The organism is Phenylobacterium sp., from assembly GCF_020253645.1.
Classification (GTDB): domain Bacteria; phylum Pseudomonadota; class Alphaproteobacteria; order Caulobacterales; family Caulobacteraceae; genus Phenylobacterium.
Genome location: NZ_JADCBG010000115.1, coordinates 1 through 15788, shown reverse-complemented (window position 1 = coordinate 15788; position 15788 = coordinate 1). Strand labels below are relative to the sequence as shown.

Here is a 15788-nt window from a genome sequence, read left to right as displayed (position 1 = left end):
TGCTCTTCCGATCTGGTGGTTCGGTGGGCCTCAGCGCGGTCATGGGGGCGAAGATCCAGGGGTGTGCGGTGATCATTGTCCTGGAGCCCATGGCCTCCCGGCGCGACCTCGCCCTGGAGCTGGGCGCCACGCATGTTCTGGACCCGGCCGCCACGCCCGACCTCGCCGCCGCTGTGCGGGCCATCACGCCCGTGGGGGTGGACTACGCCTTCGACACCACCGGGATTCCGGCGGTCCTGAACGCCGTCATGGCCGGCTGCCTCGGCTCCAAGGGGGTCTTCGGCATTGTCGGCGTGACGCCGCCCGGCACGCCTGCGCCCGGCGACATGGGCCAGATCATCACTTTTGGCCACACCGTGAAGGGCATCATCGAGGGCGACGCCGACCCTGGCGTCTTCATCCCGCAGCTGGTCGAGTACTACAAGGCCGGGCGCCTGCCCTTCGACCGCATGATCCGCACCTATCCCCTGGCCGAGATCGACCGCGCCATCGCCGAACAGCACCAGGGCGTGTGCGTGAAGGCCGTCCTCTTCCCCTGAGGCGGGTCAGGGCGTCCAGTCAAAGGCCAGCAGGAGGGTCCTCTGTTCGGTGGAGAAGTTGTCGTCTGACGCCAAGAGAAAGCGGAGGCCGCCTTCTTTACCCGGCAGGACCTCGACACCTTCGAAATTGTCGGTCGTCAGGGGCCGGCCCAGCTCCAGCCGGTCGATCTCCGCCCCGGCGGCGTTGCGAAGGATCAGCGCGATGCGGGACCCGCGCAGGGGATCCCAGGCGCGGATCAGGTAGGCCAGTCCGCCGTCCGGCAGGGGCGTCACCGCCACCAGGCCGAACTCGAAGGGCTTGGGCAGCGTCCCGAGAGACCGGCAGGGTGTTCGCAGGGCGCAGGTCCAGAGCTCGCCGGACTCCTCTCCTCCGGCCAGCCAGGCGTCCGGTCCCCGGGCGGGATCGTTCGACAGCGCCTCAAGCCCCCCATTGGGCGGGAAGGCGGCCTCCGGGCTGTTGACCGGCCGGGGAGGCCCCCCCCCGGGAGGATAGAGCAGGATCCGGTGACGTTGCTCGAAACTGACCAGCCGGGACCCGTCCGGCAGCACAGCCAGACCCTCGGCGTCGGCCTCGAGCTTGCCACCCAGCGGCCCGCCGTCCGGTCCCTGCAGGGCCGTGATCCGGGCGCGGTCCAAGCCGACCAGGCGACCGTCCGCGCCAAGCCGCAGGCGGGCCTCGAACAGGTCGCCCTCGTCGGTGACGCCGAGGATCCGGTTGTCTGGCAGGACGCGGATGTCCGAGAGCCCGTGCAGCCGGTTGCTGTCCGACGCCGTCAGGGCCAGTCCGCCCGCATAGCGGAACCGTCCGAAGTCTGTCCTCTCGGGCCGTGTGGGATCGGCAGCCACGGGCTCAGCGGCAACAGTGACCCACGGGCCTGCCTGGACCGGGCCCGTCGCCCGCACGGACCGGTCTGCGCAGCCGGCGGCCAGGAGGGCGAGGGCGGCGATCAGGACCCAGCGCATTACAGGACGGCTTTCCGGACTTCCTTGAAGGTGGATCGTCTGGCTGGACCGTCGGGCCCCTGTGTGCGCGGCGGCGGCGCCAGCAGGCCCGCAGTCCGACGGTTGGCCTTGCGCGGCTCCTCGTCGAAGAGTTCCGCCAGCTGATCGACGATGGCGCCCGCGAGTTGCTCGACATCGACAATGGTCACCGCCCGCCGGTAGTAGCGGGTGACGTCGTGCCCGATGCCGATGGCGATCAGCTGGACCGGGCTCTTGCCCTCGATCTCGCCGATCACCTCGCGCAGGTGCTTTTCCAGGTAGTGGCCCGAGTTCACCGACAGGGTGGAATCGTCCACCGGCGCCCCGTCGGAAATGACCATCAGGATCCGGCGCGCCTCCGGCCGGCCGATCAGGCGCTGGTGGGCCCACATCAGGGCCTCGCCGTCGATGTTTTCCTTCAAGAGCCCCTCACGCATCATCAGGCCAAGATTGCGCCTGGCCCGCCGCCAGGGGGCGTCCGCGGCCTTGTAGATGATGTGCCGCAGGTCGTTCAGCCGGCCGGGTGCGGCCGGCTTGCCAGCCTTCAGCCAGTCTTCGCGGGAACTGCCGCCCTTCCAGGCCCGGGTGGTGAAGCCCAGAACCTCCGTCTTGACCCCGCAGCGCTCAAGGGTGCGCGCCAGGATGTCCGCGCAGACGGCGGCCACCATGATCGGCCGGCCGCGCATGGACCCGGAATTGTCGATGAGGATGCTGACCACCGTGTCGCGGAACTCGGTGTCCTCCTCCTCCTTGAAGGCCAGGGAGGCGGTCGGATCGACGATCACGCGGGTCAGGCGGGCCACGTCCAGGATCCCTTCCTCGAGGTCGAAGGTCCAGGAGCGGTTCTGCTGAGCCATCAGCTTGCGCTGGAGCTTGTTGGCGAGCCGCGAGACCACGGTCGACAGGCTGGCCAGCTGCTGGTCGAGATAGGCGCGCAGGCGCGTCAGCTCCTCGGCCTCGCAGAGTTCCTCCGCGGCCACCACCTCGTCGTGGGCGGTGGTGAAGACCTTGTAGGTCGGAACCTTGCCTTCGCCCTTGATCTCGGGCCTTGCGGGCTGGTCGCCCTCGCCCATCTCGGGGGGCTCGTCCATGTCCTCGGCGTTGGGGGCCTCCATCGCCTCGGTGAGCTGGCTGTCGGCGTCCTCGCTCTCGCTGTGGGTGGACTCGCCGTCATCAAGGCTCGTCTGCTGTGGGGACTGGGCCTCGCCCTCGCCCTCCTCGCCCTGCTCGCTGGCCTCGGACTCCCCTTCGTCGCCGTCCTCCTCCTGCTGGTCGGCCTGGTCAGGCGCGTCGGTCAGGTCATCGCCCATGGACAGGTCGCGCAGCAGGCTGCGGGCGAGGCGGCCAAAGGCCTTCTGGTCGCCGACGACCTCGCCCAGCTTGTCCAGGGTCTCGGCGCCCCGGGCCTCGATCTCGGCGCGGTACATGTCGACCAGGGGGCGGGCATTGGCGGGCGGCTCCACCCCGGTCAGGCGCTCGCGCACCAGGAGCGAGACGATGTCCGCCATGGGCGGGTTGGCCTGGGCTTCCACGGGGTTGAAGGGCCGCCGCGCCCAGGCCGCGTCGTGCATGGCCTTCAGGTTGGCCTTGACCCCGCCCAGGGCGTTGGCGCCGACGGCCTCGATCCGCGCCTGCTCCAGGGCGTCAAAGACGGGCTGGCCCTCTGCCGAGCCCGGACGGGTGCGGGCGTGGATGGCCGGGTCATGCTGCGACATCCGAAGGGCCATCTGGTCGGCCATGCCGCGGATCCGCGCCGCGTCATCGGGGGTCAGGTCACGGGGAGGGTGCGGCAGCACGGCCCGGTCGCCTTGTACGCCGGGCGCCTCCCCGGAATAGACGATCTCAAGGTCCGGGTTCTGCGCGAGCGAGCGCACGGCGTTGGCCAGCGCGCGCTTGAAAGGCTCGACGGGGCTTTCCGGGTTTCTGGACATGGCCGGGGTTCGGGGTCTCCTCAACTCAGCAACGGCGGCCAGGCTCCCGGGCGACGGTCTCCCGGTCGGGGCCCCCGCCGGGCTCAGCCGAGACGGGGGCGAGCTGTGCTTTCGGGCAGTTCTTGGCCAAAGGCGCGCTGGTAGAACTCGGCCACGGTGCCGCGCTCGAGCTCGTCGCATTTGTTCAGGAAGGTCATGCGGAAGGCCAGGCCGAGGTCACCGTCGAAGATTTCGGCGTTCTGCGCCCAGGTGATCACCGTCCGGGGGCTCATCACGGTCGAGATGTCGCCATTGATGAAGGCGTTGCGGGTCATGTCCGCCACCCGGACCATGGCCGCCACCGTTCGACGGCCCTCGGCCGTAGCGTAGGCGGGGCACTTGGCCACCACGATATCGGCCTCCACGTCATGGGCCAGGTAGTTCAGGGTGGTCACGATCGACCAACGGTCCATCTGGCCCTGATTGATCTGCTGGGTGCCGTGGTAGAGCCCCGTCGTGTCGCCCAGGCCGATGGTGTTGGTCGTGGCGAAAAGCCGGAAGAAGCGGTTCGGCCGGATGACCCGGTTCTGGTCGAGCAGGGTGAGCTTCCCCTGGGCTTCCAGGACGCGCTGGATCACGAACATCACGTCGGGCCGGCCCGCGTCGTATTCATCGAACACCAGGGCGATCGGCCGCTGGATCGTCCAGGGCAGGATGCCTTCGCGGAACTCGGTGATCTGCTTGCCGTCCTTCAGGACAATGGCGTCCTTGCCGACCAGGTCGATCCGCGAGACGTGGCTGTCCAGGTTGACCCGGATGAGGGGCCAGTTCAGGCGCGCCGCCACCTGCTCGATGTGGGTGGACTTGCCCGTCCCATGGTAGCCTTGCACCATGACCCGGCGGTCATGCGCAAACCCGGCGCATATGGCCTTGGTGGTCTCCGGATCGAACCGGTAGGCCTGATCAACGTCCGGCACGTGCGGGTCGCGCTCGCTGAAGGCGGGGACCATCATGTCGGAATCGACGCCAAACGCCTCTCTGAGGGAGACGCTGCGATCGGGAACGAGGGACAGGAGCTTTTCGTCCTGGGTATCGGCGAGAGAAGTCATGACCGGGATCGATTACAGGCTTACGCGCTCGATGCAAACCGGCTTTGATGGGGGTGTGACCCCGCAGGGAAAATGAGGGTCGGGAGGCGACGATGAGCGGACAGGCGGAAAGCATCAGGGTTGCAGCCGAGCCCACGGGCTTCGGTGCGCGGATCTCGGGGCCGGACCTTTCCCAGCCTCTGTCAGAGGATGTCCTGGCCGAGGTCCGCCAGGCCTGGGCCCGGCACTCTGTGGTCTGCTTTCCGGACCAGCCCCTGGGTCTGGACGCCCTGGAGGCCTTCACCCAGCAGATCGGTCCCTTCGGCAAGGACCCCTACATTGAGCCCATGCCCGGGCGGCCCAATGTGCTTGAGCTGCGCCGCGAGCCGGACGAGAAGGCGAGTAACTTCGGAGCGGGCTGGCATTCGGACTGGAGCTTCCTCGAAACCCCCCCGGCCGCCACCCTCCTGCGCGCCCAGACCATCCCGCCGGTTGGCGGAGACACCCTTTTCGTCGACGCCAGCCGGGCGTGGGACGCCCTGTCAGACGCCATGAAGGCCGTGTTGGCGCCCCTGCGGGCGGTTCATTCGGCCCGGCAAAGCTATGGCACCAAGGGGATCTTCGCCCGCGACACCGAAGCCCGGACCATGAAGATCATCGTCTCGGAAGAAGCTGACGGCAGCCTGACCCATCCCCTGGTCCGGACCCATCCCGTGACGGGCCGAAAGGCGCTTTACATCAGCCCGGTCTACACCGTCGGGATCGAGGGATTCACCCCGGAGGAATCCAAGGCCCTCCTGGGCTTCCTGTTCACCCACCTGACGCAGGACGAGTTCATCTACCGGCACCGCTGGACCGTGGGCGACCTTCTGATGTGGGACAACCGCTGCACCATGCACTTCGCCGAGGGCGGCTATGACGGCTACCTGAGGGTCATGCATCGCACGACGGTGCAAGGCGAGGTTCCCGTCTGACGCCTGGCGCCTGGCGCCTGGCGTCTCAGGCCAGCTTGGCCTTGCGCAGGACCTGGTAGGCCCGGATCGTCCGCTGGAGCTTGGTCTCAGCAGAACGATCGCCGCCATTCGCGTCGGGATGGCACAGCTTGACCAGCTCGGTGTAGCGCGCCCGGATCCGGCCGGCATCAGCATCCTCGTCCAGGTCCAGGTCCGCCAGGGCGGCGCGTTCCAGCTTGCCCAGGCTTCGGCGAGCGGGCGCATCGCTCGCCCGGCTGGCGCTGGTGCGTCCAAAGAGGTCGAACGGGTCCCGGAAGCCGTCGCCCGTGGCGAAGCCGCGCGCCGCGGCGGCGGACTCCCGGGAGTTCTTGCCGGCCTTGAAGTCCCAGGTCGGCCGGTCCCCCAGGGCGCTCTGCTCCATGCGGGCCCGGACCTCCGACTCGCTCATGCCCGCGAAGAAGTTCCAGTTGCGGTTATAGTCGGCCGCGTGCGGCTGGCAGAACCAGTAGTGCTCATTCAGCATGTCGCGGGATTTCGGGGCCCGGGCGGAGGCGGCCACCCTGCAGCCGGGATGGTCGCAGGCGCGCTGCCCTGGCTTCAGGGCGTGCACGTCCGCCTGTGCGGCTTCCTCCGCGGTCGGCGGTCGGACCCGGATATCCACGAAGCGGGGTCTGTATTGAAACGCACCGGCCATGCGCCAAGTATGAGAAGGTTGGGCAGGCTTTCAAGATTGGAAGGACAGGCATGGGACGTATCGCCGGAACGTTGCGGGAAAAGCTCAGCGCCGCCTTTGCGCCCGAGGAACTCGAGATCGAGGACGATTCCGCCCGCCATGCGGGCCATGCTGGCGCCTCGGCGGGCGGGGAGAGTCATTTCAATGTCCGGATTCGCGCAGGGGCCTTCGCCGGCCAGTCGCGGGTGGCGCGCCAGCGCATGATCTACCGGGTCCTGGCCGAGGAGCTCGCCGGCCCTGTGCACGCCCTTTCCCTGACGGCCCTTGCGCCAGGCGAGCCCAGGTAACAGTCTGTCGCCGGTGAAGTTGGGGGGAAACCGAAGTGCTGACCACCATCAGGGTGAACGGGGTCGATCGCGCGGCCGATGTCGATCCGCGGATGAGCCTGCTCGACTTCCTGCGCGAGCGGCTCGACCTCAAGGGGACCAAGAAGGGCTGTGACCACGGCCAGTGCGGGGCCTGCACGGTCCTGGTCAACGGGGTCAGGATCAACGCCTGCCTGTCCCTCGCCGTCATGCACGAGGGGGACCAGGTCCTCACCGTCGAGGGACTGGCGGGCGAGGAGGCCCTGCATCCTGTCCAGCACGCCTTCCTCGTGGAGGACGCCTTCCAGTGCGGCTACTGTACGCCCGGCCAGATCTGCTCGGCGGTGGGGCTCCTGGCGGAGGTCGCCGCCGGCCAGCCCAGCGAGGCCACGGTCGACCTCGAAGGACCGGTGGTCCTGACCGACGCCGAGATCCGCGAGCGGATGAGCGGGAACATATGCCGATGCTCGGCCTATCCCCAGATTCTCGCCGCCGTGCGTCGGGCCGCCGGAGTCGCCGCATGAAGCCCTTCGCCTATGAGCGCGCCCGGGACGTCGACCATGCCCTGAGCCTGGCCGCCGCCAATCCCGGCGCCCGATTCCTCGCCGGGGGAACCAATCTGCTGGACCTGATGAAGCTGGAGATTGAGCAACCCTCCCAAGTCATCGATGTCGGCCGGCTGCCTCTTGCGGAAATCTCCGAGACCCCTTCGGGCGGCCTTCGTATCGGCGCCCTCGCCACAAACACCGCCGTTGCGTCGGACCCCCGTGTCCGGAGCCGCTATCCGATCCTCGCCCGGGCGATCCTCGCGGGCGGCTCGGTCCAGTTGCGCAACAAGGCGTCCGTGGGCGGCAACCTGATGCAGAGGACCCGCTGTCCCTACTTCATGGACTCCGCCAAGCCCTGTAACAAGCGGCTCCCCGGGTCCGGCTGCAGCGCCATGGAGGGCCTTGCCATGACCTTCGCCCTCTTCGGGGCGAGCGAAATGTGCGTGGCGGTGAGTCCCTCGGACATGAGCGTCGCCCTGGCGGCGCTGGACGGCCTTGCCGAGACGGTGCGGGCCGACGGCTCCGTCTCCCGGCGTCCTGTGGAAACCCTCCATCGCCTGCCCGGCGAGGCGCCCCAGGTAGACACGGATCTCGCCCCTGACGAACTGATCCTTGCCGTTGAGCTTCCCCCTCCGCCTGAAGGCGGGCAGGCCTGGCGCAAGGTCCGGGCGCGGGCGTCCTACACCGGCGCGATCGCCAGCGTGGCGGTCGCCGGGGGACAGGTCGCCCTTGGCGCCGTGGCGGCGCGGCCCTGGCGCGCCCGCGCTGCGGAGGAGGCCCTGGCGAGTGGTGCGTCTCCATTCGAGGCTGCCGCTTCCGAACTCGCTCACGCCGCCGGCGAGGAGGGACGCAAGGCCCTGGTCCGGCGTCTCGCCGCAGACGTCATCCGCGAAGCCCGGGAAGGGATGGGTTCATGAGCACCGTTCGCGACTGGGCCGAGCCCAATCCCGTCACCGAGAACCGCACCGGCCTGATCGGCAAGCCCGTTGACCGCTACGAGGGACGCCTGAAGGTTACCGGGACCGCCCCCTACGCCTACGAGGTGGAGACGCCTTCGGCGCCCCTCTATGGGCATATCGTCTCCTCGACCATCGCCCGCGGCCGGATCACGGCGATCGACACCAAGGCTGCGGAGTCCGCGCCCGGCGTCGTCCTGGCTTGGAGCCATCTCAACGTCCCGGAGCAGGCCGCGCGCGGCGCAAGGATCAACCCCCGGAGCCAGAGGGGTGCGAATCCAGCCCTGGCGTCCGACCGGGTCGAGCACTACGGCCAGTCGGTCGCGTTCATCCTGGCGGATACCCCCGAGAACGCCCGCGCCGCCGGAAGCCTCGTGCGCGTCGCCTACGCCGAGGAACCTGCAGACCTTGATTTCCTGGCAAGCCTCGCAAAGGCGGGCCCGGCCCCGGGGGAGGAGGACGCGCGAGTAGGCGACTTCGAGGCGGGCTATTCGGCTTCGGAAGTGACCGTCGACGGAACCTGGTTCAGCCCCCTCCAGAACCACGCCCAGATGGAGCCCTGCGCCACCACCGCCTGGTGGGAGGGGGACAAGGTCGTGGTCCATACCTCGATCCAGATGGTCAAGGGCGGCCAGCACGCCCTTGCCGAGACCCTGGGCCTCCCATCCGACCGCGTCCGGCTGTTCACGCGCTATATCGGCGGCGGCTTCGGGGGGAAGGGCCAGTCCTACGACGACCTCACCCTGGCGGCCCTCGCGTCCCGCGCGAGCGGCCGTCCGGTCCGAGTGGCCTATACCCGCCAGCAGATGTTCCAGGCGACCATCCATCGCCCGGCCGTCCAGATGCGGGTCAGGCTCGGGGCCGACCGGACCGGGCGCCTGAACGCCATGGCCATCGAGGCGGTCACCCACTGCGCCCGCAATGCGCCCTTCGTCGAGCACGCGGCCAACTTCGCCCGCAACCTCTACGCCGCGCCCCACCGGCTGACGGGCCACCGCCTGGTCCGGCTCGACATCCCCCACGCGGGCGCCATGCGCGCGCCCGGCGAGGCGCCAGGCATGCTCTCCCTGGAGTGCGCCATGGACGAGCTGGCCGAGACCCTGGGCCTTGATCCCATCGAGCTGCGCATCCGGAACGAGCCCGAGGTGGATCCCGACAACGGCAAGCCCTTCTCGGTCCGCCAGCTTGTGCGCTGCATGCGCGAAGGCGCCCAGCAGTTCGGCTGGGACCGGCGCAATCCGGTCCCCGGCGCCGTCCGTGACGGGCGCTGGTATGTCGGGATGGGCATGGCCACGGCGATACGGGGTAACTTCCTCCTGCCCGCCAAGGCCGGGCTTCGCGTCACCGGCGACGGTCTTGCGACCCTGACCCAGGGCATGACCGACATTGGCACCGGCACCTACACCATCCTCGCCCAGATCACCGGCGAGACCCTGGGCCTCACCCTCGACAAGGTCCGGGTGGAGCTGGGCGACTCCGACATGCCGCCGGCCCCGGGCTCAGGCGGCCAGTTCGGCGCCGCGACAGCAGGCTCGGCCGCCTTCGAGACTGGCATGGTCATGCGCCGACGGCTGGCTGAGCTCGCTGCGGGCGATCCGGCCTCGCCCCTCTATGGCGAGGACCCCACCCTGATGGACTTCGCCAACGGCAACATCGTGCTCGGCAACCGTAGCGCGAGCCTTGCGGCCCTCGCCGGCCGGGCCGGGCCCGAGGGCGTCTATGTCGAAGGCTCCATCTCGCCGGCCGCCGACGCCCGGGACTGGTCGCAGCACACCTATGGCGCGCATTTTGCGGAGGTCGGGGTCGATTCCGTCACCGGAGAGGTGCGTCTGCGCCGGATGTTCGGGGTCTTCGCCGCGGGCCGGATCCTCAACGCCAAGCTGGCCAAGAGCCAGATCACCGGCGGCATGATCTGGGGCGTCGGGGCGGCCCTGACGGAGGCCAACCCGGTCGATCCGAGATTCGGGTCCTTCCTGCACCAGGACCTCGGCGGCTATCTCGCTCCCGTCCACGCCGACATCGTCAACCTGGACGCCGTGCTGCTGGACGAGGCGGACGACAAGGCCAACCCGATGGGCATCAAGGGCGTGGGCGAGCTGGGCATCTGCGGCGCGGGGGCGGCCATCGCCAATGCGGTCTACAACGCCTGCGGGGTTCGCCTGCGCGACTATCCCCTGACGCCGGACAAGGTCCTCGCGGCCCTGGAGGCGAAAGGTCTCTGAACCGCCGTCTCAGGCGGTGTCGTCACCCTCCAGGGGCGGCGAGATCTTCAGGGCCGTGATGCGGTTGCGGACGCGTTTGACCACCTGGAAACGGTGGCCGTAGAAGATGAAGGCCTGACCGATCCTCGGTATCGCCTGCGCCTCGTGGATCACCAGGCCGGCGACGGTCACCGCGGGTTCGTCGGGCAGCTTCCAGTCCATGGCGCGATTCAGGTCGCGAACGGCCACGGAGCCGGCCACCGACACCGAGCCGTCAGGCTGACGCCTCAGGCCTTCGACGGCGTTGTCGTACTCATCCTCGATCTCGCCGACGATCTCTTCGAGGATGTCTTCCAGGGTCACGAGTCCCTGCAGGGCGCCGTACTCGTCCACGACCAGGGCGAAGTGGTTCCGCTGCTTCAGGAAGGCGTTGAGCTGGTCCTTCAGGTTCGTGGTGTCCGGGATGAACCAGGGTTCCCGCCGGATGCGGTCGACGGACACCTTGGACATGTCCCCATCGGCGTTGGAGATGGCCAGCAGGAGATCCTTGGCGTGCAGGATGCCAATGATGTTTTCCGGGTTGTCCCGGTAGAGCGGAATCCGGGTGTGGTCGCTCTTCAGGACCTGGGACACCAGGTCCCGGATCGGCAGATCGGCGTCGACCATGGAGATCGACATCCGGTGGACCATGACCTGGCTGACATCCATCTCCGAGAGGTCCAGCACGCCGCCCAGCATCCGCCTGTCGCGCGCCTCCACCAGGCCTTCCGAGTGGTGGTACTCCACGGCGCCGCGGATCTCTTCATGCGCCGCCAGCACGTCCATCTCCATGCCCAGCCGCACGCCGAAGAGCCCCAGCGTCCGCCGGACGATCCACTGGATCGCCCAGATCATCGGCCCGAACACCTTCACGGTGACCAGGGTGGGCGCCGACAGGAAGCGGGCCACGTCATCCGAGCGCAGGATGGCCAGGGTCTTGGGCAGGACCTCGGCGAAGACCAGGACAAGAACGGTCATGATGCCCGTGGCCACAGCCACGCCGAGGGCTCCGGGAATGGCCCGGGTCACGAACTCCGTCGTCACCGCAGAGGCCAGGATGTTGATCAGGTTGTTGCCCAGGAGAACCGCCCCGATCATGGTCTCCTGGTCGGAGAGAAGGCGGTTCACCCGTCCCGCCGCCCGGTCGCCCTCCCGTTCGAGCTGGTGCATCCGGGTGCGGCTGGCCCCGGTCAGGGAGGTTTCAGCCGCCGAGAACAGCGCCGAAATCGCCAGCAGGCCAAAGATGATCGGGGTCAGCCCCAGGATCACGCCCCACATCAGACTGCACCTTCAGACTTCAGGAAGTCGCGCATCCTGCTCTCATCCACGTCCCTGGCGACAAAGGCTTCCCCGAGGGCCCTGACCAGGATGAAGGTCAGCCGGCCGCCCTCGGCCTTCTTGTCCTGGGCCATGTGACGCAACAGGGCCTGGGCCGCGAAGGACCGGTCCGCCAGGTCGGACAGCCGGGAGGGGAGGCCAGAGGCCGCGATCGCCGCGACGGCCCGGTCGGCGTCGTCCGGGCTGCACAGGCCCTCGGCGGCGGAGAACCGGAAGGCCATGGCCGATCCCAGGCCGACGGCCTCGCCGTGCAGCAGGGCCTCGCCATAGCCGGTCTCCGCCTCCAGAGCATGGGCGAAGGTATGGCCGAGGTTCAGGAGAGCGCGGCGTCCGGCCTCACGCTCGTCGGCGATCACGATCTCGGCCTTCATCTCGACAGACCTCGCCACGGCCCGGGCAAGGGCCGCGGGGTCCCGCGCCAGCACCGCCCCGGCGTTCGCCTCCAGCCAGGTGAAAAAGCTGCGGTCGCCCAGCAGGCCATACTTCAGCACCTCGGCGTAGCCGGCGCGCATCTCCCGGTCGGGCAGGGTGGAGAGGACGTCGAGATCGGCCAGGACCAGCCGCGGCTGGTGAAAGGCTCCGATCAGGTTCTTGCCCCTCGGGGTGTCGATCGCGGTCTTGCCTCCGACGGAGGAATCCACCTGGGCCAGCAGGGTGGTCGGAATCTGCACGAAGTCGGCGCCACGCTTGTAGATGGCGGCGGCGAAGCCGGCGAGGTCGCCGATGACGCCGCCGCCAAAGGCGACAATGAGGTCGCCCCGGTCCAGCTCGAGGCCAAGAAGCGCGTCGCACAGGGTCTCCAGGCCGGAAAAGCTCTTGGTCTGCTCGCCAGGCGGCAGGACCACCGGATGAACCGCCAGGCCGGCCTGTTCCAGGGCGGCGGTCAGGCGCGGGCCGTGCAGGCCCCAGACGGTCTGGTCCGAGACAACGGCGACACGGTCGCGCCGGGCCAGGGGTCGAAGCTGGGCGCCGGCGTCTTCCAGAAGGCCAGGGCCGAGAAGGACCTCATAGGCGCGCGCGCCGAGGTCGACGGGGATCGAGCGGATCATGCGGTGGTGCGCGCCTGCCATTCGCCGAGCGCCCGGATGACCTGTTCGACGGTGACCTGGTGGGGCGAGTCCCCGGTCTCGACAGTGATGTCGGCCTCCGAATAGGCGGGATAGCGGACCTCAGCCTGCTCCTTCAGCACGGTCATGGGATCCCGCCCTGTCAGCAAGGGCCGGTTGTCCTTGCGGGCGACGCGCCTGGCGAGGACGGGCAGGTCGACCTTGAGCCAGACGGAGGTCGACCGCGCCTTGATGAGGGCCCGCGTGTCCGGGTTCATGAAGGCCCCGCCGCCGGTGGCCAGGACCAGGGGCGGTCCCTCCAGCAGGCGGGCGATGACCCGACGTTCTCCGTCTCGGAACGCCGGCTCGCCCAGCTGGGCGAAGATCTCGGGGATGGACTGGCCAGCCGCCGCCTCGACCTCCTCGTCGGCGTCGCGGAAGGGCAGGTCCAGGGCCTGGGCCAGGCGCTTGCCGACGCTGGACTTGCCCGAACCCATCAACCCCACGAGGGTGATGGTCCGGGCGCGCAATGGGTCTGAAGGGTCCATGAGGAAGCCCGGTTCTACACCAGCCGCCCTGAAAGCGCTAGGATCACCCTGGTTTGGGCGGGCGCGCGCGCCGGGGGCTGGGATCATGAGCGGCGAGGGCTGGGCCGAGGCGTTCCTGGAGATGATGTCCGTCGAGCGGGCGGCGGCGGCCAATACCCTTCGCGCCTACGAGCGCGACCTTGCCGACGCCTCGGGCTTCCTCGCCGGACGCGGCCAATCCCTCGCCAGCGCCGCCGCGGAGGATGTCGAGGCCTACTTCGCCGACCTCGGCCGGCGCGGCCTCTCGCCCGCCACGGCTTCCCGCCGCCGGGCGGCGCTTCGGCAGTTCTACCGCTTCGTCCTGGGGGAGGGCTGGCGCACTGATGATCCCTCCCGGCGGGTGGAGGCGCCCCGGCGGGGCCGGCCTCTGCCCCGGGTGCTGAGCCGCGAGGAGGCCGCGGCCCTGATCTCCGCCGCCTCGGTCCGGGACGAGGTGCGGGGCCTGCGCTTGGCCTGCATGATCGAGCTGGCCTATGCGGGCGGCCTGCGGGTGTCCGAGCTGACGGGCCTGACCCTGGCCGCCGTCGTCCGGGGCCCCGACTTCCTGATGATCCGCGGCAAGGGCGGCAAGGAGCGCCTCGCCCCCCTCAACGACGCCGCCCGCGCCGCCGTACGCGCCTGGGTCGAGGTCAGGTCGCAGACCCTGCCGAAGGGCGACGCCGCCAATCCCTGGCTCTTTCCCTCGGGCGGGAAGGGCGGGCGGCTGACGCCGAGGCGCTTCGCCCAGCTCCTGTCCGAGGCGGCCGTCGAGGCCGGGATCGACCCGGCGCGGGTCTCCCCCCACGTCCTGCGGCACGCCTTCGCCACTCACCTGCTGGAGGGCGGAGCGGACCTCCGGGTGGTGCAGACCCTGCTGGGCCACGCCGACATCGCCACCACCCAGATCTACACCCACGTGGCCGGCGAGCGGCTGGCCGAAGTGGTCGCCACCGCCCATCCCCTGTCGGCGTCGCGGAAGCCCCGGCGCGAATCCGGCTTTTCCTGAACCGGCCCACCCACTAGGTTCCCCCCAGCGAAACAGGACGGGATTCCCGCCTCATGGCCGTTCACTATCTCGAGTTCGAGCGCCCCATCGCCGACCTCGAGGCCAAGATCGACGAGCTGTCGCGCCTGGCCGAGACCGCCGGCACCGATGACCTCACCCGCGAGATCGACGCCCTGCGCGACCGGGCCCGGCAGATGCGCAAGGACGCCTACGCCAACCTCGACGCCTGGCAGAAGACCCAGGTCGCCCGGCATCCCGAGCGCCCCCACTTCGTGGACTACTGCGCCGGCCTGATCGACGAGTTCGTCGAGCTCAAGGGCGACCGCAAGTTCGCCGACGACCAGGCCATCATGGGCGGCATCGGCCGGTTCCGGGGCCGTCCTGTCCTGGTCATGGGCCATGAGAAGGGCCGCGACACCGTCACCCGGGTCAAGCACAACTTCGGCTATGCCCGGCCGGAAGGTTACCGCAAGGCCATCCGCCTGATGGAGCTGGCCGAGCGCTTCAACCTGCCGGTCATCAGCTTCGTGGACACCCCGGCGGCCTATCCCGGCGTCGGTTCCGAAGAGCGCGGCGTCGCCGAGGCCATCGCCCGCTCGACCGAGAAGTGCCTCATGCTGAGGGCCCCCATGGTCGCCATCGTCACCGGCGAGGGCGGCTCGGGCGGGGCCCTGGGCATCGCCTGCGGCAACCGGGTGCTGATCCTCGAACACGCCATCTATTCGGTGATCCCCCCGGAAGGCGCCAACTCCATCCTCTGGCGGGGCGCCCGCACCGCCGAGGAGGCCGCCAAGGCGATGAAGATCACCGCCGCCGACCTCCTGAAGATGAAAATCGTCGACCGGATCATCCCCGAGCCGCCCGGCGGCGCCCATGCCGACCCGGCCGCCGCCATCCGCATTGTCGGCGACGCCCTCGAAAAGGAACTCGACTCCCTGGAGGGCAAGAGCGTGGAGAAGCTTCTGAAGCAGAGGTCCGAGCGCTTCTACGCCATCGGGCGGAGCGGCCTGAAGTAGACCAATTGCCGCTTGCCTGACCCTGGGTCCGGCGCTTCAGTGTCCTCCCAAGGGGCGAAGGCCCAAACGCCAAGGGGAGGACATCATGGCGATCAAGACGCGTTTCACCGAGCTTGTCGGTGTCGAGCATCCCGTCGTTCAGGGCGGCATGCAGTGGGTCGGCCGGGCCGAGCTGGTCGCCGCCGTGGCCAATGCGGGCGGCCTGGGCTTCATCACCGCCCTGACCCAGCCCACCCCTGACGCCCTGCGCGCCGAGATCGAGCGCTGCCGCAAGCTGACCGACAAGCCCTTCGGCGTGAACCTGACCATCCTGCCCGCCATCAACCCACCGCCCTACGCCGAGTATCGCAGGGCGATCATCGAGAGCGGCGTGAAGATCGTCGAGACTGCGGGCAACAAGCCCCAGGAGCATGTCGACGACTTCAAGGCCCACGGGGTGATCGTCGTCCATAAGTGCACCAGCGTCCGGCACGCCCTGTCCGCCGAACGGATGGGCGTCGACGCCATCTCCATCGACGGCTTCGAGTGCGCCGGCCATCCGGGCGAGGACGATGTGCTCGGCC

At 69.3% G+C, this 15788-nt stretch carries 16 protein-coding genes; 9 read left to right on the top strand and 7 right to left on the bottom strand.

Annotation, left to right across the window (positions count from 1 at the left end):
• On the top strand, positions 1 to 539 hold a 539-nt coding region (locus INE98_RS08375), incomplete at its 5' end, for a zinc-binding dehydrogenase (RefSeq protein ID WP_293538144.1).
• A 6-nt stretch (positions 540 to 545) separates the two neighbouring features.
• Here the strand turns inward: INE98_RS08375 and INE98_RS08370 are convergent.
• The 3 genes from INE98_RS08370 to cobS form a co-directional block, all read right to left on the bottom strand.
• Positions 546 to 1502, bottom strand: a complete 957-nt coding sequence (locus tag INE98_RS08370) for an esterase-like activity of phytase family protein (RefSeq protein WP_293538142.1) — start codon at positions 1500 to 1502, stop codon at positions 546 to 548.
• On the bottom strand, positions 1502 to 3451 hold the full coding sequence (cobT, locus tag INE98_RS08365) for a cobaltochelatase subunit CobT (RefSeq protein WP_293538140.1): 1950 nt from the start codon (positions 3449 to 3451) through the stop codon (positions 1502 to 1504). Before cobT ends, INE98_RS08370 begins: the two co-directional genes overlap by 1 nt.
• 83 nt (positions 3452 to 3534) lie before the next feature.
• Complete coding sequence (gene cobS / locus INE98_RS08360) at positions 3535 to 4539, bottom strand: cobaltochelatase subunit CobS (RefSeq protein ID WP_293538138.1); 1005 nt, start codon at positions 4537 to 4539, stop codon at positions 3535 to 3537.
• Positions 4540 to 4631: 92 nt separating this feature from the next.
• Here cobS and INE98_RS08355 point away from each other — a divergent pair, with 92 nt between their 5' ends.
• Positions 4632 to 5492, top strand: coding sequence for a TauD/TfdA family dioxygenase (locus INE98_RS08355; protein WP_293538136.1), 861 nt, complete (start codon positions 4632 to 4634; stop codon positions 5490 to 5492).
• 25 nt (positions 5493 to 5517) lie between these two features.
• Here INE98_RS08355 and INE98_RS08350 read toward each other — a convergent pair whose 3' ends face one another.
• Entirely contained in the window at positions 5518 to 6165 is a 648-nt protein-coding gene (locus INE98_RS08350) for a DnaJ domain-containing protein (RefSeq protein WP_293538134.1), read from the bottom strand.
• Positions 6166 to 6215: 50 nt separating this feature from the next.
• Here INE98_RS08350 and INE98_RS08345 point away from each other — a divergent pair, with 50 nt between their 5' ends.
• From INE98_RS08345 to INE98_RS08330, 4 genes are read left to right on the top strand one after another with little or no spacing between them, the layout of a single operon-like run.
• Positions 6216 to 6491 carry a BolA family transcriptional regulator gene (locus INE98_RS08345; RefSeq protein ID WP_293538132.1) on the top strand — a complete coding sequence of 92 codons (276 nt, stop codon included), beginning with the start codon at positions 6216 to 6218 and terminating at the stop codon, positions 6489 to 6491.
• A gap of 38 nt (positions 6492 to 6529) precedes the next feature.
• Positions 6530 to 7033: a 2Fe-2S iron-sulfur cluster-binding protein gene (locus INE98_RS08340; protein WP_367120176.1), complete on the top strand. Its 504-nt coding sequence runs from the start codon at positions 6530 to 6532 to the stop codon at positions 7031 to 7033.
• Positions 7030 to 7974, top strand: a complete 945-nt coding sequence (locus INE98_RS08335; protein WP_293538128.1) for an FAD binding domain-containing protein — start codon at positions 7030 to 7032, stop codon at positions 7972 to 7974. Before INE98_RS08340 ends, INE98_RS08335 begins: the two co-directional genes overlap by 4 nt.
• Complete coding sequence (locus INE98_RS08330; RefSeq protein WP_293538126.1) at positions 7971 to 10235, top strand: xanthine dehydrogenase family protein molybdopterin-binding subunit; 2265 nt, start codon at positions 7971 to 7973, stop codon at positions 10233 to 10235. The genes INE98_RS08335 and INE98_RS08330 overlap by 4 nt, the downstream gene beginning before the upstream one ends.
• 9 nt (positions 10236 to 10244) lie before the next feature.
• On the opposite strand, the gene INE98_RS08325 is transcribed toward INE98_RS08330, so the two are convergent.
• From INE98_RS08325 to INE98_RS08315, 3 genes are read right to left on the bottom strand one after another with little or no spacing between them, the layout of a single operon-like run.
• Positions 10245 to 11531, bottom strand: coding sequence for an HlyC/CorC family transporter (locus INE98_RS08325; protein ID WP_293538124.1), 1287 nt, complete (start codon positions 11529 to 11531; stop codon positions 10245 to 10247).
• Entirely contained in the window at positions 11531 to 12640 is a 1110-nt protein-coding gene (aroB, locus tag INE98_RS08320) for a 3-dehydroquinate synthase (protein ID WP_293538122.1), read from the bottom strand. Before aroB ends, INE98_RS08325 begins: the two co-directional genes overlap by 1 nt.
• The gene (locus INE98_RS08315) at positions 12637 to 13185 is read right to left on the bottom strand and encodes a shikimate kinase (RefSeq protein ID WP_293538120.1); all 549 of its coding nucleotides are present in this window, start codon (positions 13183 to 13185) and stop codon (positions 12637 to 12639) included. The genes aroB and INE98_RS08315 overlap by 4 nt, the downstream gene beginning before the upstream one ends.
• Positions 13186 to 13267: 82 nt before the next feature.
• On the opposite strand from INE98_RS08315, the gene INE98_RS08310 reads away from it, so the two are divergent.
• The 3 genes from INE98_RS08310 to INE98_RS08300 all read left to right on the top strand — a co-directional run.
• The gene (locus INE98_RS08310) at positions 13268 to 14209 is read left to right on the top strand and encodes a site-specific tyrosine recombinase XerD (protein WP_293538146.1); all 942 of its coding nucleotides are present in this window, start codon (positions 13268 to 13270) and stop codon (positions 14207 to 14209) included.
• A gap of 53 nt (positions 14210 to 14262) precedes the next feature.
• A complete protein-coding gene (locus INE98_RS08305) occupies positions 14263 to 15225 on the top strand; it encodes an acetyl-CoA carboxylase carboxyltransferase subunit alpha (protein WP_293538119.1) in 963 nt (320 codons plus the stop codon).
• A gap of 85 nt (positions 15226 to 15310) precedes the next feature.
• Positions 15311 to 15788: nitronate monooxygenase (locus INE98_RS08300; RefSeq protein WP_293538118.1), on the top strand; the 478-nt coding region annotated here is incomplete at its 3' end.

Bases quoted from the DNA above. Each gene is read 5' to 3' on its own strand.
- cobS (WP_293538138.1), bottom strand. From the start codon at position 4,539: ATGACTTCTCTCGCCGATACCCAGGACGAAAAGCTCCTGTCCCTCGTT.
- INE98_RS08370 (WP_293538142.1), bottom strand. From the start codon at position 1,502: ATGCGCTGGGTCCTGATCGCCGCCCTCGCCCTCCTGGCCGCCGGCTGC.
- cobT (WP_293538140.1), bottom strand. From the start codon at position 3,451: ATGTCCAGAAACCCGGAAAGCCCCGTCGAGCCTTTCAAGCGCGCGCTG.
- INE98_RS08355 (WP_293538136.1), top strand. From the start codon at position 4,632: ATGAGCGGACAGGCGGAAAGCATCAGGGTTGCAGCCGAGCCCACGGGC.
- INE98_RS08330 (WP_293538126.1), top strand. From the start codon at position 7,971: ATGAGCACCGTTCGCGACTGGGCCGAGCCCAATCCCGTCACCGAGAAC.
- INE98_RS08305 (WP_293538119.1), top strand. From the start codon at position 14,263: ATGGCCGTTCACTATCTCGAGTTCGAGCGCCCCATCGCCGACCTCGAG.
- INE98_RS08345 (WP_293538132.1), top strand. From the start codon at position 6,216: ATGGGACGTATCGCCGGAACGTTGCGGGAAAAGCTCAGCGCCGCCTTT.
- INE98_RS08325 (WP_293538124.1), bottom strand. From the start codon at position 11,531: ATGTGGGGCGTGATCCTGGGGCTGACCCCGATCATCTTTGGCCTGCTG.
- aroB (WP_293538122.1), bottom strand. From the start codon at position 12,640: ATGATCCGCTCGATCCCCGTCGACCTCGGCGCGCGCGCCTATGAGGTC.
- INE98_RS08315 (WP_293538120.1), bottom strand. From the start codon at position 13,185: ATGGACCCTTCAGACCCATTGCGCGCCCGGACCATCACCCTCGTGGGG.
- INE98_RS08350 (WP_293538134.1), bottom strand. From the start codon at position 6,165: ATGGCCGGTGCGTTTCAATACAGACCCCGCTTCGTGGATATCCGGGTC.
- INE98_RS08335 (WP_293538128.1), top strand. From the start codon at position 7,030: ATGAAGCCCTTCGCCTATGAGCGCGCCCGGGACGTCGACCATGCCCTG.